The following is a 12,481-nucleotide window of genomic DNA, read 5'->3' as shown; positions in this document are numbered from 1 at the left end:
CAAGACGTTGCCCCTCTGAATTTGCTGCCGGTTTTCATGACGCCCCCCCCTGCCAAAAACGCTACCCAAGATTACTCCGACAGCCGCCTCGAACTGCTCAAGGCCTGGCTGAACGCCCACGCAGCGCGCTATGCGCTTGATCTCGGCACGCTTCTCCCGGCTTCGTCCGACGCCAGTTTCCGGCGCTATTTCCGGCTCGCCGGTAAGGCGGCGGAAGGCGAAAGCACCGGCACCCTGATCGCTGTCGATGCCCCGCCCCCCGAAAAGTGCCGCGAATTTGTGCAAATCGCACAATTGCTCGAGGCCGCCAACGTACATGTGCCGCGCGTGCTGGAGGTCGATTTCGACGCCGGCTTCATGCTCGTCACCGATCTGGGCACCGATTCCTACCTCGGCGCGCTGACCGAGACGCAAAACGGCGACGACCCGCGTCGCGCTCGCTCGCTGATGCACGACGCGCTCGACGCGCTGATCCGCTGGCAGCTCACCTCGCGCGAAGGCGTGCTGCCGCCGTTCGACGAAGCCTTCCTGCGCCGTGAGATGGAGTTGCTGCCCGAGTGGTTCATCGGCCGCCATCTGAGCCGCGAGGTCGACGATAAGACCCGTGCGCTGCTCGATCGCACCTTCGCGCTGCTGATCGCGAGCGCCCGGGCGCAACCGCAAGTGTTCATGCTGCGCGATTTCATGCCGCGCAATCTGATGGTCGCTGCCCTGCCGAACCCCGTGAATCCCGGCGTGCTGGACTTCCAGGACGCGGTGTACGGCCCGATCACGTACGACGTCGCCTCCTTGCTGCGCGATGCATTCCTCAGCTGGGACGAAGAGTTCGAGCTGGATTGCTTCGTGTACTACTGGGAGCGCGCGAAAAAAGCCGGGCTGCCGGTCGATCCGGATTTCGGAGAGTTCTACCGCCAGCTCGAATGGATGGGTCTGCAACGGCACATCAAGGTGCTGGGGCTGTTCTGCCGGATCAATTACCGCGACAGCAAGCCGCATTACATGAAAGATCTGCCGCGTTTCATCGGCTATGCCCGCAAGGTCGCGGAACGCTATGCGCCGCTGCGTCCGTTCGCGAAGCTGCTCGACGAGCTCGAAGGCCGCGCGAATGAAGTCGGCTACACGTTCTGACCGATGACGATGTCTCTGAAGAAAGCGATGATCTTCGCCGCCGGGCGCGGCGAGCGCATGCGTCCGTTGACCGACACATGCCCGAAGCCTTTGCTCGAAGTGGGTGGCAAGCCGTTGATCGTGTGGCAGATCGAACGCCTCGCGCACGCCGGTTTTCAAACCATTGTGATCAATCACGCCTGGCTCGGCGAACAGATCGAGGCCGCGCTCGGCGACGGTTCGCGCTGGGGGGTGCAATTGCGCTATTCAGCCGAGCATGAAGCCTTGGAAACGGCCGGCGGGATCGTTCAGGCGTTGCCGCTGCTCGAAGATGACGGCGCTAGCGAAGTGTTCGTCGCGGTAAGCGGTGACGTGTACGCGGATTTCGATTACGCCGCGCTGAACGCTCGCGCTGAGACGCTCGCGGCATTGCGCGAGCCCGGCATGCATCTTGTGATGGTGCCGAACCCGGCGTTTCATCCGAACGGCGACTTTGGTCTGGTCGACGGCGTGCTGTCGCTCGAGGCGCAACCGCGCTTTACGTTCGGCAATATCGGTCTGTACGACACGCGTATGTTTCGCGATCTGCCGCGCGGCACGCGGCGCGCGCTCACGCCTTACTATCGCGCGACGATTGCAAGCGGTCTCGCGAGCGGCGAATTGTATGAAGGATTGTGGGAGAACGTCGGTACGCCGACGCAACTACAGGATTTGGATCGGCGTGTAAGCTCACGCTGAGTACTGCAAGGTGTTGAGCGGCGCCGCGCGGTATCGTGCGATAGCGCGCCGCCCAACGCCGCCGCAAAACTCACCGCCCGCCATCCCCCGCACCCACCGTTTCAGCCGACTCCGGCGCCTCTGCGGCACGTTGCTGCTGCAAGGCCCACATCTGCGCGAACAAGCCGTTCGCCTGCAGCAATTCGGCGTACGTCCCCCGCTCGACGATCCGTCCTTTGTCCATCACAATGATCTGCTGCGCGTGCACGACTGTTGAAAGCCGGTGCGCGATGATCAGCGTCGTGCGCTCGCGGGCGATCTGATCGAGCTCGTGCTGGATCGCGCGCTCCGAGCGCGAATCGAGCGCCGACGTCGCTTCGTCGAACAGCAGGATCGGCGGATTCTTGAGGATGGTCCGCGCAATCGCCACTCGCTGCTTTTCTCCACCGGACAACTTCAGGCCACGCTCGCCGACCGGTGTCTCGTACCCCTTCGGCAGCCCTTCGATGAAGTCGTGAATATGCGCCGCGCGCGCCGCCGCGATCACTTCATCGCGCGTGGCCGACGGGCGGCCGTAAGCGATGTTGTAGTAGATCGAATCGTTGAACAGCACCGTATCCTGCGGCACGATGCCGATCGAAGCACGCAGCGAATCCTGTGTGACGTCGCGAATATCCTGACCGTCGATGGTGATCGCGCCGCCCGTCGCCCGGTCCAGATCGTAGAAGCGGAACATCAGCCGCGCGAGTGTCGATTTGCCCGAACCGCTATGGCCCACCACCGCCGTGGTGGCGCCCGCCGGAATCGTGAAGCTGACGTCGTGCAGAATCTGCCGCGCCGGCTCATACGAGAAGTTCACATGCTCGAAGCGCACCTGCGCACCGCTCACCCGCAACTCGGGCGCGTCCGGCACGTCGGGCACTTCCTGGGCCGCGCCAAGCAACGTGAACATGCGGTCCATGTCGGTGAGGCTTTGCTTCAGCTCCCGATACACGACGCCGAGAAAATTCAGCGGAATATAGAGCTGCAACATGAAGGTGTTGATCAACACCAGATCGCCGAGCGTGAGGCGCCCGGCCATCACGCCTTCAGTTGCGCGCCACAGAATGAACACGAGCCCCGTGCCGATGATCGCCTGCTGCCCGAAGTTCAGCGCCGACAGCGAGCGCTGCGATTTGATCGCGGCCGTGCGATAGCGTTTGAGGTTTTCGTCGTAACGGTGCGCTTCCCACTCTTCGTTGCCGAAGTACTTTACCGTCTCGTAGTTGAGCAGCGAATCGATCGCGCGCGAATTCGCCTTTGAATCGAGGTCGTTCATCGTGCGGCGAAAATGCGTGCGCCACTCGGTGACCTTCACTGTGAACGTGATGTACACGGCAAGCGCAATGAACGTGACGATCGCGTAATACGCCTCGTACTTGACGACGAAGAAACCCAGCACGAGGCCGACTTCGACTAGGGTCGGCAAGATGCTGTACAGCGAATACGAAATCAGTTGCGTGATGCCACGCGTGCCGCGTTCGATATCGCGCGACATGCCGCCCGTCTGCCGATCGAGGTGGAACCGCAACGACAGCGCGTGCAAGTGGCGAAACACTTTCAGCGCGAGTTGCCGCACCGCGCTTTCGGTCACCTTCGAAAACAGGATTTCACGCAGTTCGGTAAAGAGCGACGTGGACAGCCGCACCACCGCATAGGCGACCACCAGCAAACCGACGCCGCCCAGCAGGACGATGGCCGGCGAATCGTGCGCGCGGCCGAGCGCGGTGAGATGCTGCACCGACGCGAGGCTGTCGACGATCCGTTTCATCACGATCGGCACGCCGAGATTGGCGACCTTCGCGCCGATCAGGCAGCTCAGCGCGAAGCCGACGCGCCATTTATAGGTGGCGAGGTAAGGCAGCAGCGACAGGATCGTTTGCCAGTCGTTGCGCGGCTGGGTCGAGATCGGGGAAGGTTCGGACGAGGGCGTACGACGCATGGGATCGGCTGGGGAGTGTATGGAAGCGACGGAGTTCGCAGCGGCGCGCCGACCGGCAGCGTGCCAAGATGGCATCCTGCTTTATGTCGCGCGACCCGGCTGGGCGCTTTCCCGTACAATTCCTGATCTTTCTATTGTCGCAGAAGCTGGCTGGCGCCGCTTTTCATCCCCATGACCGATATTCTTCAACTTCCGCAAAAGCCGTGCGCGCTGCGCGTCATGCCGCAACCGTCGGACGCGAATGTCCACGGCGACGTGTTCGGCGGCTGGATCATGGCGCAAGTGGATATTGCCGGTTCGATTCCGGCAAGCCGCCGCGCCAATGGGCGGGTGGCGACCATCGCGGTCAATTCGTTCGTCTTCAAGCAGCCGGTGTTCGTCGGCGATCTGCTGAGCTTCTACGCGGATATCGTCAAGACGGGCACCACGTCGGTGACGGTGGCGGTCGAGGTTTACGCGCAGCGCATGAGCCTGACCGAAGAGCTCGTGAAGGTCACCGAGGCAACCCTGACCTATGTCGCAACCGACAGCGACCGGCGCCCGCGCGCGCTGCCGGTGCTCGATTGAGCGGCGGAATTTGAACGAAAAACGAGGCGCCTGGGCGCCTCGTTTGGTTTCATACGTCGTACTTTGCCGGGATCCCCAGCGCAAGCACAACAGAGCCGGCAACCTTCATCCGGCCCGCAGCCGCTTACTGGCTCGCCGCCGCGCCCGCTGCCGCCTTCTTCTGCGCATTCTGGAGATCCGTCGGATAGTTCGGATCGTTGCGCGACGGGTTGTACCCGTTGCTTTCCAGCTGCTTCAACTCGGCGTTCTTCTTCGCCCGCGCCTGCTTGCGGGCAGCCTTACGTTGCGCCTTGGCGGCGGCCTTGGATGCGGCCGCCGGCGTGGCGGCCGTGGCCTGATCGGCCGCCGGGGCACTACCGGCGCTTTGCGCTAACGCCGGTGTAACCGAAGCCACGCTAAATACAACCGATGCGAACAGCACAGCCCATTTCTTTGCAGGTGAAGACGTCATTTCTCTCTCCAGTCGGATTGGCAAATATTCGACGGCGAAACGCCCGTGACCAAGTGCGAGCAGCGAAAAGCGGGCGCAACGCCACGTGAATCGATGCTTCGTGGTTCCCAGCGAAGTCAGAGATGGGAATCCCAAATATATACGAGTGCCCCTCGCGCGCAAACCGGTAATCCCCCCGTAAGCGAAAGTCTGCGCGCGCCAATCGTCCTGGAATCTCACCCGCCGCTACGCAAATAGCCGTCGACCTGCGCTTCGATCCACTGCGCAAAATGGGCCTGCTTCGCGTTCAGCGTCTCGCGTTGCTGCCACACCAGCCAGTACGGATACCGGTACGGCACGCGGATATCGGTGATCTGCACCAGATCACCGCGGGCCAGCGCATGCGCGACCAGACTGCGCCGTTCGAGCGCAATGCCCTGCCCCAGCAAGACCGCGCCCAGCACGATGTTCGAATCGTTTGCAGACAGCACGACCGCCTCGGCGGCCGGCTCCGCCACCTGCGCCGCCTGGCACCATTCGGCCCACGGCGTGTTGGGGCTGGAGATCAACGGACACGCGATCACGTCCTCGGCTGTAACGGGGAGGCGGCCCCCCGGCGCGAGCGTGAAGTGTGGCGCCGCGACTACCAGCACTTCGTCGTCGAACAGTTTCTGCTGCGCGACATCGGGCCAATGCCCTTGGCCCATGCGAATGCCAATGTCGCTCACACTCTGGCGCAAATCCTCGACCTGCAGACTCGTCAGCAGACGGACCCGGTAGTACGGGTGCATCTCGCGGAAACTCGCGAGACGCGGCACGAGCCAATGCTGCGCAAACGACGGCACGGTCGCGATGATCAATTCGCTTTCGTGGGGCCGCGCCTGCGCTCGGCGCGTCGCCCGCGTAATGTCGCGCAACGCCGAGCGTATTTCCAGCGCGTAGAGCCGGCCTTCCTCGGTGGGCCGCAGGCCACGCGCTTCGCGCACGAACAGCGCGACGCCCATCGAATCTTCCAGCACCTTGATCTGCTGGCTCACCGCGGAGTGCGTGACATGTAATTCGCGCGCGGCCTGGGTCACACCGCCCAGGCGGGCGACGGCTTCGAAGCAGCGCAAAGCAGTGAGGGGTGGGATCGGCTTCATGTAAGAAATTCTGACGTAAACCGTCGATTAATGTCGCTTTTTTTGCCTCGCCGAGCGCTTTAATCTATTGGTCTGATGCATCACAAGCACCGTCTGGCAAGCGAACAGCCGCCTCTTCGCCCGCTCAGGCTAACCTTATAGATCTTCTAACGGAAATAAGATGAAACTGATCGGAATGCTGGATTCGCCCTACGTGCGCCGCGTCGCTATCTGCATGAAGTTGCTGAAACTCGACTTCGAGCACCAGTCGATTTCCGTGTTCAGCACGTATGAGGCGTTCGCGAAGATCAACCCGGTTGTGAAAGCGCCGACGCTGATCCTCGACAACGGCCAGAGCGTGATGGACTCGACGGTGATCCTGCAGTATCTCGCCACGCTCGCCGCGCCGGATCAGCGGATCTTCCCGTCACAGCCGGAGCACTGCCTGCGCGCCGCGCGCCTTACCGGCCTCGCGCTGGCCGCCAGTGAAAAGACTGTGCAAATCGTCTACGAACGCAATCTGCGCCCGGCGGACAAACAGCACGAGCCGTGGGTCGATCGCGTGACCGAGCAATTGCACGCCGCGTACCGCGAACTCGAAGAGGAACTCGCGTCGGCCCCGTTGCCGGTCGAACCGAACCATTTTGGTGCGGCGGACGTGGCGGTGGCCGTCGCGTGGAATTTCACGCAAATGTACATTTCGGAGATCGTTACCAAGGCGGCGTATCCCCACTTGCAGGCGTTTTCCGAGGTAGCCGAACAACTGCCGGTGTTCCTCGATACGCCGGCCGCCTGACGCACCGCGGCGGGGAGCGGGACGCCGAACTACACCGTCTCCGCTTCCCGCCCAACTCCTCCCTGAAACAAGGCCGAAATCGCGTCCGTCGACATCGGCTTCGCGAAGTAGAAGCCCTGCATCTCGTCGCAGGCACGCTCCTTCAGAAAGTCGAGTTGCGCCGAGGTCTCCACGCCTTCAGCAATCACCTGCAATTTCAGCGAATGCGCGAGCGCGATGATCGCGGAGGTGATCGTCTCATCGTCGCCCGACACGCCGATATCCGACACGAACGAGCGGTCGATCTTCAACCGGTCCACCGGGAAGCGCTTCAGATAGCTGAGACTCGAATAGCCGGTGCCGAAGTCGTCGATGGCAAGACCGATGCCGAGCGCGTGCAGCTCGTTGAGCATCAACACCGCCTCCTCGGCATTGCGCATGATGGTGCTTTCGGTGAGCTCAAGTTCGAGATACTGCGGTTCGAGCCCCGTCTCGGCGAGCACCTGCATGACGAGCTTCGCGATATCGCGCTGCTGAAAAACGCGCGCCGACAGATTCACCGACACCCGCGCCGGCGGCAGTCCTTCGTCCTGCCAGGCCTTGTTCTGGCGGCACGCCTCGCGCAAGACCCATTCCGACAGCGGCCCGATCAGCCCGCTCTCTTCGGCGACCGGAATGAACAGCGACGGCAGCACCAAGCCGACTTCCGGATCGCGCCAGCGCACCAGCGCCTCGGTGCCGACGATCTGCCCGCTCACGATATCCACCTGCGGCTGGTAGTGCAGCAGGAATTCGTTGTCACGCAAGGCCCGGCGCAGACGCCGTTCGAGATTCATGCGCGCACCCGCGCTCGCATTCATCTCCGGCTGGTAGAACTGGAAGGTATTGCGGCCCATGTCCTTCGCGCGGTACATCGCGAGGTCGGCCTTTTTCATCAGCGTTTCCGCGTCTTCGCCGTCCTGCGGGAAGAGGCTCGCGCCCATGCTGCAGCCGACATACAACTCGGTGCCGTCGAGCCACACCGGCTCGGAAATCGACGCGCGCACCCGCTCCATCCACGCGATCAGCGACTGCTCGTCGACGGTATCGGTCATCACGATCACGAACTCGTCGCCGCCATGCCGCGCGACCGTGTCGCTGGTCCGCGTGCAACGGGCGAGCCGTTCGGCCACCACGCTCAGCAAGCGGTCACCGACGCTATGGCCGAGGCTGTCGTTGACGTTCTTGAAGCCGTCCAGATCGATGAACACGACCGCGACGCCCTTGTGATGCCGCTGAGCGACGATCAACGCATGCTGCAGACGATCGCGCAGCAGGTTGCGGTTCGGCAGCCGCGTGAGACTGTCGTAGTTGGCCTGATATTCGAGCTGTTCCTGATAGCGGATCAGATCCGTCACATCATTGATCACGCCGATGTGGTGCGTGATCACGCCCTCTGCGTTCGGCACGGGCGCAATGAACAGCTGATTCCAGAACAGCGCGCCGTCCTTGCGATAGTTGCGCACCACGGCGCTCACCTCGCGATTCGCGGCGAGCGCCTGGCGGATCAAGGCGACGCCTTCCTGGTCGCGGTCGTCGCGCTGCAGCACGCGGCAATCGTGACCGATCACTTCGGCGGGATCGTAGCCGGTGATCCGCATGAACGCGGGGTTCACATATTCGATCAGATTGCCCGCCGGCGACGGCGCGGTAATCAGAATCGCGTTGACGCTCGCATCGAGCGCGCGGCTTTGCAGACGCAAAGCCAGATCGGCGCGCTTGCGCTCGGTGATGTCCGTATACGAACCGAGCACGCCGATCACGCGGCCGTCGCCGTCGGTGAACGGCAGCTTGCTCGTGACCGTGGTGCGGTGCACACCGTCGATCACCAGGTCGACCTCGAAACTCATCTTCGGCACGCCGGTGGTCACCACCTCCTTGTCGTGCTCGTTCAGCAGGTCGGCGAAGGCGCGCCACGGCATGTCGCTGTCGCTCTTGCCCACCACCTGCTCGGGGTAAGAAAGCCCCGCATCGCGCGCGAACGCCATATTGCAGCCGAGATAGCGCGACTCGTGATCCTTCCAGAAAATGCGCTGCGGGATGTTGTCCATCACCGTTTCGAGCATCTGGTTCGAACGCTGCGCTTCGGCTTCGGTATTGATCTGTTCGGTAACGTCGTCGGCCAGCACGAAGAAAGCGGCGCGGCCCATGAAGTTGAGCGCGTGATATGAAATGTCGGCGCTGATCATCGAGCCGTCCTTGCGCCGGTGATGCCAGACACCCGCCATCGTGCGGCCGTGTTGCGCGGTGTCGCTGCGCTGCATGTGCGATTCGAGGCGCGAGATTTCGCCATTCGGCCGGATCGCGCGAATCGTCATGCCGAGAAATTCGCTTTCCGAGTAACCGTATTGCTGAATCGCCGCCGCGTTGACGGCGAGAAAGCGCAAGGTCTCGCGATCGAAAATGTACATCGGCACCGGATGGTCATCGAACAGACCGCGAAAGCGCTCATCGTTGCGGCCGAGCGCGCGCACCGTGCGCAGTTTCTCGCGCGCGCTGCTTTCGCGGGCGCCGAACGTGAAAATCAGAAGCGCGCTGCCGGCCATCATCGTCACGATCAGCAGAAACATGGCGCGCTGGGTTTCGTTCGCGGAACTCGCGAGCGACACCTGCAGCGCCTCGTTCTCCTGTTTGCGCAACGCCGCCAGAGCGTCTTCCACACGACCGAGACCCAGCCCGAGATGCGTATAGGTCGAGGCCGCCCACGCGCGCGACTCATCCGGCGTGGCGCTGGCGCTCTTCAGGAGCGCGTCATCGATATCGTGTTGCAGCGCGCGGCTGTCCACGCTCAGCCTCGCGAGCGTGTCGAGCATGGCCGGTTCGCCGGCGAGTTCGTTGCGCAACTCGCGCTCCAGACCTGCCAGCGAGGCGGCCATGGCGGCGGCCTCGTTGACAGGCGCGGCCTCGCCCGTTGCTTCGAAACGGCCGAGCGCGGCCAGCCCGCCGTCGAGCGCCGTATGGTATGCGTCGAGATTCTGACGCACGTTCGTCGAACGCAGCATGCGCGCGTCGGCGTCGCGCTGGCCGCAAATCTGCGTATAGGCGACGAACGCGTTCGCGCCGACCGCCGCGGCGACGACCGCCAGATTGATCAGCAGCCGCTTCGATAAAAAAGGAGTCATGGGTTCCGAACGTCAATCGTTCTGAGGGCGGGAGCGCGGGGTCGCTTTCGGTGCGTCGGGTCGCACCGGGTCGAGTCTTTTTACGCGCCAACCCATGGATAACGGCAGGGTTCGGAACAGATTGAGGGGGCGAGGCGAAATATTTCGCGGATTTGGCTGGGGGCGTCTGGCTGGCGGTGCCTGGGCGGCAGCGGCTGGCCGGACGTCCCTGGGTGGTCTGTAGTAGCCAGCAGCGCCTAACCGGCCGTACCGAATTCCCTCATCGCCGGGACGAAGTCGTGGTTGCTTTCCGGCTTGCGCGACAATTTGGCGAGGACGTAGCGCTTGAACGGCTCGAGTTCGGCCCACTGCGCGACACGCGGCGTGGGTAGGCCGGCCAGCCCCGCCTGATGCACTACGCCGTCCGGCACGGCATCCGTGCGGCGCCAGGCAGGCGCGTCCTCGGGCGTGAACCACTCCGGCTCGACATTCGCGTGCGTGCGCAGCATCTCGAACAGTGCGTGGTCGAAATTCGGCTCGATTTCCGCGTCTTCTTCGACCGGAAATCGCGCAAGCAGCTTGCGGTCTTCGAGCGGCAGCATTTGCCACTGCTCAAGGGTGATGCGCAGCCCGAAACGATCGAGATTGAAGCGCACCGACATCGGGATGTAGGTGAAATTCTCCGAGGACGCGACTTCGAAGTTGAACAGAAGCGGTGCTTCGTTGAGTCCCATGACAGTATTCCTCTTTGGTGGCGGGCAACGCGCAAGCCCAGCTTGAGGTATTTTAGAACCTTATTCGCGCGATAGCGGCGTGGTCTGGCGCTGCTTCGCGCCGCCGGGCAACGCTGCAAGCCACAGAAACACGCGCAGCATGAAAGGAGTGAAGTCGCTTGAACGAACTGGACACAGACGGGCAGACGGGCGCCGTGGAGCGCCAGGTGCACCGGCATCGCGGCGCAGCGGTCGAAACCGTCACCGATCACGTCGGTCAGGAATGGCCGGTAGCGCTCGTCTTCAATGGCATCTCGCACGCGGTGATGATGTGCACGCCGCGCGACCTGGAAGCGTTCGCGGTCGGTTTTGCGATTTCGGAAGGCATCGTGGAACGCGGCAGCGACATTCAGGACATCGAGGTCGAGCTGCACGACGATGACGAATTGCCGCACGCCGAAGTGCAATTAAAGGTGGTGCAGCAAGCTTTCGTCGCGCTAAAGGAAAGGCGCCGCGCGCTCGCCGGGCGCACCGGCTGCGGCGTATGCGGGATCGAAAGCATCGATCTGCTGGATCTGAAACCGGAACGCGTGCCGGACACCGGCTTTCTGCAACGGCTGGCACCCGATGCGATCGCGCGTGCCGCGCGCGAATTGCCGGAACACCAGGCGCTGACGCGTCTCACCGGCGGCCTGCACGCCGCCGCATGGTGCGATGCGGCAGGCGCTATCCGTTACGCGTTCGAAGACGTCGGCCGCCACAACGCGCTCGACAAGCTGATCGGCCAGCTGGTGCTCGATCGCGTGGATACTCGGGAAGGTTTTGTGTTTCTGTCGAGCCGTGCGAGCTACGAGCTGGTGCGCAAGGCGGCGCGCGTCGACGTGCCGATGCTCGCGACGATTTCGGCGCCCTCTTCGCTGGCAATTGCGATTGCCCGCAAAGCGGGCGTGCGGCTGGTCAGCTTCTGCCGGGAAACCAGCTACGTCGACTACGACACCTTGCAGCCAACGCAAGCTTGAGTGCGCGAGGCGCCTGAAAATGATTCAGGCGCCCGAATCCGCCCCTTGCCCAGCCAATCAGTCGAACTGCCGGAAGTCCGGCTTGCGCTTCTCGAAGAACGCCTTGAACGCCTCGCGCGCTTCCGGCGCGATCAGCATCTTGCCGAAGTGCACCGCTTCCTCGCTCATCTGCGTTTGCAGTTCATGCTGGCTCGCGCGCTTCATCAGACTCTTCGTCACCCGCAGCGACGACGCCGGCAGCGCCGCCAGCTTCGCCGCTTGCGCAGTTGCAAACGCATCGACCTCAGCCGCGGGCAGCACGCGGTTCACGAAACCCATACGGTGCGCTTCGGCGGCGTCGAACGCTTCGCCGAGCAGCAGCTTTTCCGCTGCGGCCTGGTAGCCGGCCACGCGCTGCAACAGCAAACTCGACGCCGCTTCCGGACAAAGTCCGAGTTGCGTGAACGGCAGCGAAAAGCTCGCCGTGTTCGCAGCGTAGACCAGATCGCAATGCAGCAGGAGCGTCGTGCCGATGCCGACTGCTGGGCCCGCCACCGACGCCACCACCGGTTTTTCCGCCGAACTGAGCGCACGCAGGAACTGGAATACGGGCGCGTCTTCACCGCCTGGCGGCTTCTTCATGAAGTCTTCGAGATCGTTGCCGGCGCTGAAAATGCCGGCGCTGCCGCGAATCAGAATCGCCCGGATCGATGTATCGCCATGCGCTTCGACCAATGCGTCGGCCATCGTCTGATACATCGCAGCCGTGATCGCGTTTTTCCTCTCGGGCCGGTTGAAGGCAATCGTCAGCACGCCGTCGGCGCGCTCGACCAGAATGTCCATTGTCATCTCCTCGTACTCCTCGTTGCTGCTGAATGAAAAAACGGTTCGCAAGCCAGGCGGCCTGCGAACCGTTTCCGCGATCCCTAGGG

At 63.1% G+C, this 12,481-nt stretch carries 11 protein-coding genes; 5 read left to right on the top strand and 6 right to left on the bottom strand.

Features of this window, described 5'->3' with window-relative positions; translation table 11 throughout:
- Positions 1-36 precede the first annotated feature (36 nt).
- Together M0D68_RS34915 and murU are read left to right on the top strand one after the other, a co-directional pair.
- Positions 37-1,128, top strand: coding sequence for an aminoglycoside phosphotransferase family protein (locus M0D68_RS34915; protein ID WP_266226739.1), 1,092 nt, complete (start codon positions 37-39; stop codon positions 1,126-1,128).
- A 3-nt stretch (positions 1,129-1,131) separates the two neighbouring features.
- Positions 1,132-1,845 carry an N-acetylmuramate alpha-1-phosphate uridylyltransferase MurU gene (gene murU / locus M0D68_RS34910; RefSeq protein ID WP_266212653.1) on the top strand — a complete coding sequence of 238 codons (714 nt, stop codon included), beginning with the start codon at positions 1,132-1,134 and terminating at the stop codon, positions 1,843-1,845.
- 70 nt (positions 1,846-1,915) lie between these two features.
- Here murU and M0D68_RS34905 read toward each other — a convergent pair whose 3' ends face one another.
- Positions 1,916-3,805, bottom strand: coding sequence for an ABC transporter ATP-binding protein/permease (locus tag M0D68_RS34905; protein ID WP_266226738.1), 1,890 nt, complete (start codon positions 3,803-3,805; stop codon positions 1,916-1,918).
- Between the two features lie 171 nt (positions 3,806-3,976).
- Between M0D68_RS34905 and M0D68_RS34900 the strand changes: the two genes are divergently transcribed.
- Positions 3,977-4,372: an acyl-CoA thioesterase gene (locus M0D68_RS34900; protein ID WP_093646508.1), complete on the top strand. Its 396-nt coding sequence runs from the start codon at positions 3,977-3,979 to the stop codon at positions 4,370-4,372.
- A 124-nt stretch (positions 4,373-4,496) separates the two neighbouring features.
- Here M0D68_RS34900 and M0D68_RS34895 read toward each other — a convergent pair whose 3' ends face one another.
- Together M0D68_RS34895 and M0D68_RS34890 are read right to left on the bottom strand one after the other, a co-directional pair.
- Positions 4,497-4,823, bottom strand: a complete 327-nt coding sequence (locus M0D68_RS34895) for a DUF4148 domain-containing protein (RefSeq protein WP_266226737.1) — start codon at positions 4,821-4,823, stop codon at positions 4,497-4,499.
- A gap of 215 nt (positions 4,824-5,038) precedes the next feature.
- Positions 5,039-5,944 (bottom strand): LysR substrate-binding domain-containing protein, encoded by a 906-nt coding sequence (locus tag M0D68_RS34890; RefSeq protein WP_266226736.1) that lies wholly within the window; start codon positions 5,942-5,944, stop codon positions 5,039-5,041.
- 160 nt (positions 5,945-6,104) lie between these two features.
- Here M0D68_RS34890 and M0D68_RS34885 point away from each other — a divergent pair, with 160 nt between their 5' ends.
- Positions 6,105-6,719 (top strand): glutathione S-transferase, encoded by a 615-nt coding sequence (locus M0D68_RS34885; RefSeq protein WP_266226735.1) that lies wholly within the window; start codon positions 6,105-6,107, stop codon positions 6,717-6,719.
- 29 nt (positions 6,720-6,748) lie between these two features.
- On the opposite strand, the gene M0D68_RS34880 is transcribed toward M0D68_RS34885, so the two are convergent.
- Both M0D68_RS34880 and M0D68_RS34875 read right to left on the bottom strand, forming a co-directional pair.
- Positions 6,749-9,859, bottom strand: coding sequence for an EAL domain-containing protein (locus M0D68_RS34880; RefSeq protein ID WP_266226734.1), 3,111 nt, complete (start codon positions 9,857-9,859; stop codon positions 6,749-6,751).
- 236 nt (positions 9,860-10,095) lie between these two features.
- The gene (locus M0D68_RS34875; RefSeq protein ID WP_093646497.1) at positions 10,096-10,572 is read right to left on the bottom strand and encodes a nitrate reductase associated protein; all 477 of its coding nucleotides are present in this window, start codon (positions 10,570-10,572) and stop codon (positions 10,096-10,098) included.
- Positions 10,573-10,730: 158 nt separating this feature from the next.
- Between M0D68_RS34875 and fdhD the strand changes: the two genes are divergently transcribed.
- A complete protein-coding gene (fdhD, locus tag M0D68_RS34870) occupies positions 10,731-11,570 on the top strand; it encodes a formate dehydrogenase accessory sulfurtransferase FdhD (protein WP_266226733.1) in 840 nt (279 codons plus the stop codon).
- A gap of 57 nt (positions 11,571-11,627) precedes the next feature.
- Here the strand turns inward: fdhD and M0D68_RS34865 are convergent, their stop codons facing one another.
- Positions 11,628-12,398 carry an enoyl-CoA hydratase gene (locus M0D68_RS34865; RefSeq protein WP_266226732.1) on the bottom strand — a complete coding sequence of 257 codons (771 nt, stop codon included), beginning with the start codon at positions 12,396-12,398 and terminating at the stop codon, positions 11,628-11,630.
- Between the last annotated feature and the right edge of the window lie 83 nt (positions 12,399-12,481).

The organism is Paraburkholderia sp. SEWSISQ10-3 4 (assembly GCF_030464785.1).
Taxonomy (GTDB): domain Bacteria; phylum Pseudomonadota; class Gammaproteobacteria; order Burkholderiales; family Burkholderiaceae; genus Paraburkholderia; species Paraburkholderia aspalathi.
The sequence above is the reverse complement of the archived record's forward strand: the minus strand, read 5'-3'. Positions and strand labels throughout refer to the sequence as shown.

Coding starts and splice junctions, on each gene's coding strand:
- M0D68_RS34865 (WP_266226732.1), bottom strand. CDS start 12,398: ATGACAATGGACATTCTGGTCGAGCGCGCCGACGGCGTGCTGACGATT.
- M0D68_RS34915 (WP_266226739.1), top strand. CDS start 37: ATGACGCCCCCCCCTGCCAAAAACGCTACCCAAGATTACTCCGACAGC.
- M0D68_RS34890 (WP_266226736.1), bottom strand. CDS start 5,944: ATGAAGCCGATCCCACCCCTCACTGCTTTGCGCTGCTTCGAAGCCGTC.
- M0D68_RS34895 (WP_266226737.1), bottom strand. CDS start 4,823: ATGACGTCTTCACCTGCAAAGAAATGGGCTGTGCTGTTCGCATCGGTT.
- M0D68_RS34885 (WP_266226735.1), top strand. CDS start 6,105: ATGAAACTGATCGGAATGCTGGATTCGCCCTACGTGCGCCGCGTCGCT.
- M0D68_RS34880 (WP_266226734.1), bottom strand. CDS start 9,859: ATGACTCCTTTTTTATCGAAGCGGCTGCTGATCAATCTGGCGGTCGTC.
- M0D68_RS34900 (WP_093646508.1), top strand. CDS start 3,977: ATGACCGATATTCTTCAACTTCCGCAAAAGCCGTGCGCGCTGCGCGTC.
- murU (WP_266212653.1), top strand. CDS start 1,132: ATGACGATGTCTCTGAAGAAAGCGATGATCTTCGCCGCCGGGCGCGGC.
- M0D68_RS34905 (WP_266226738.1), bottom strand. CDS start 3,805: ATGCGTCGTACGCCCTCGTCCGAACCTTCCCCGATCTCGACCCAGCCG.
- M0D68_RS34875 (WP_093646497.1), bottom strand. CDS start 10,572: ATGGGACTCAACGAAGCACCGCTTCTGTTCAACTTCGAAGTCGCGTCC.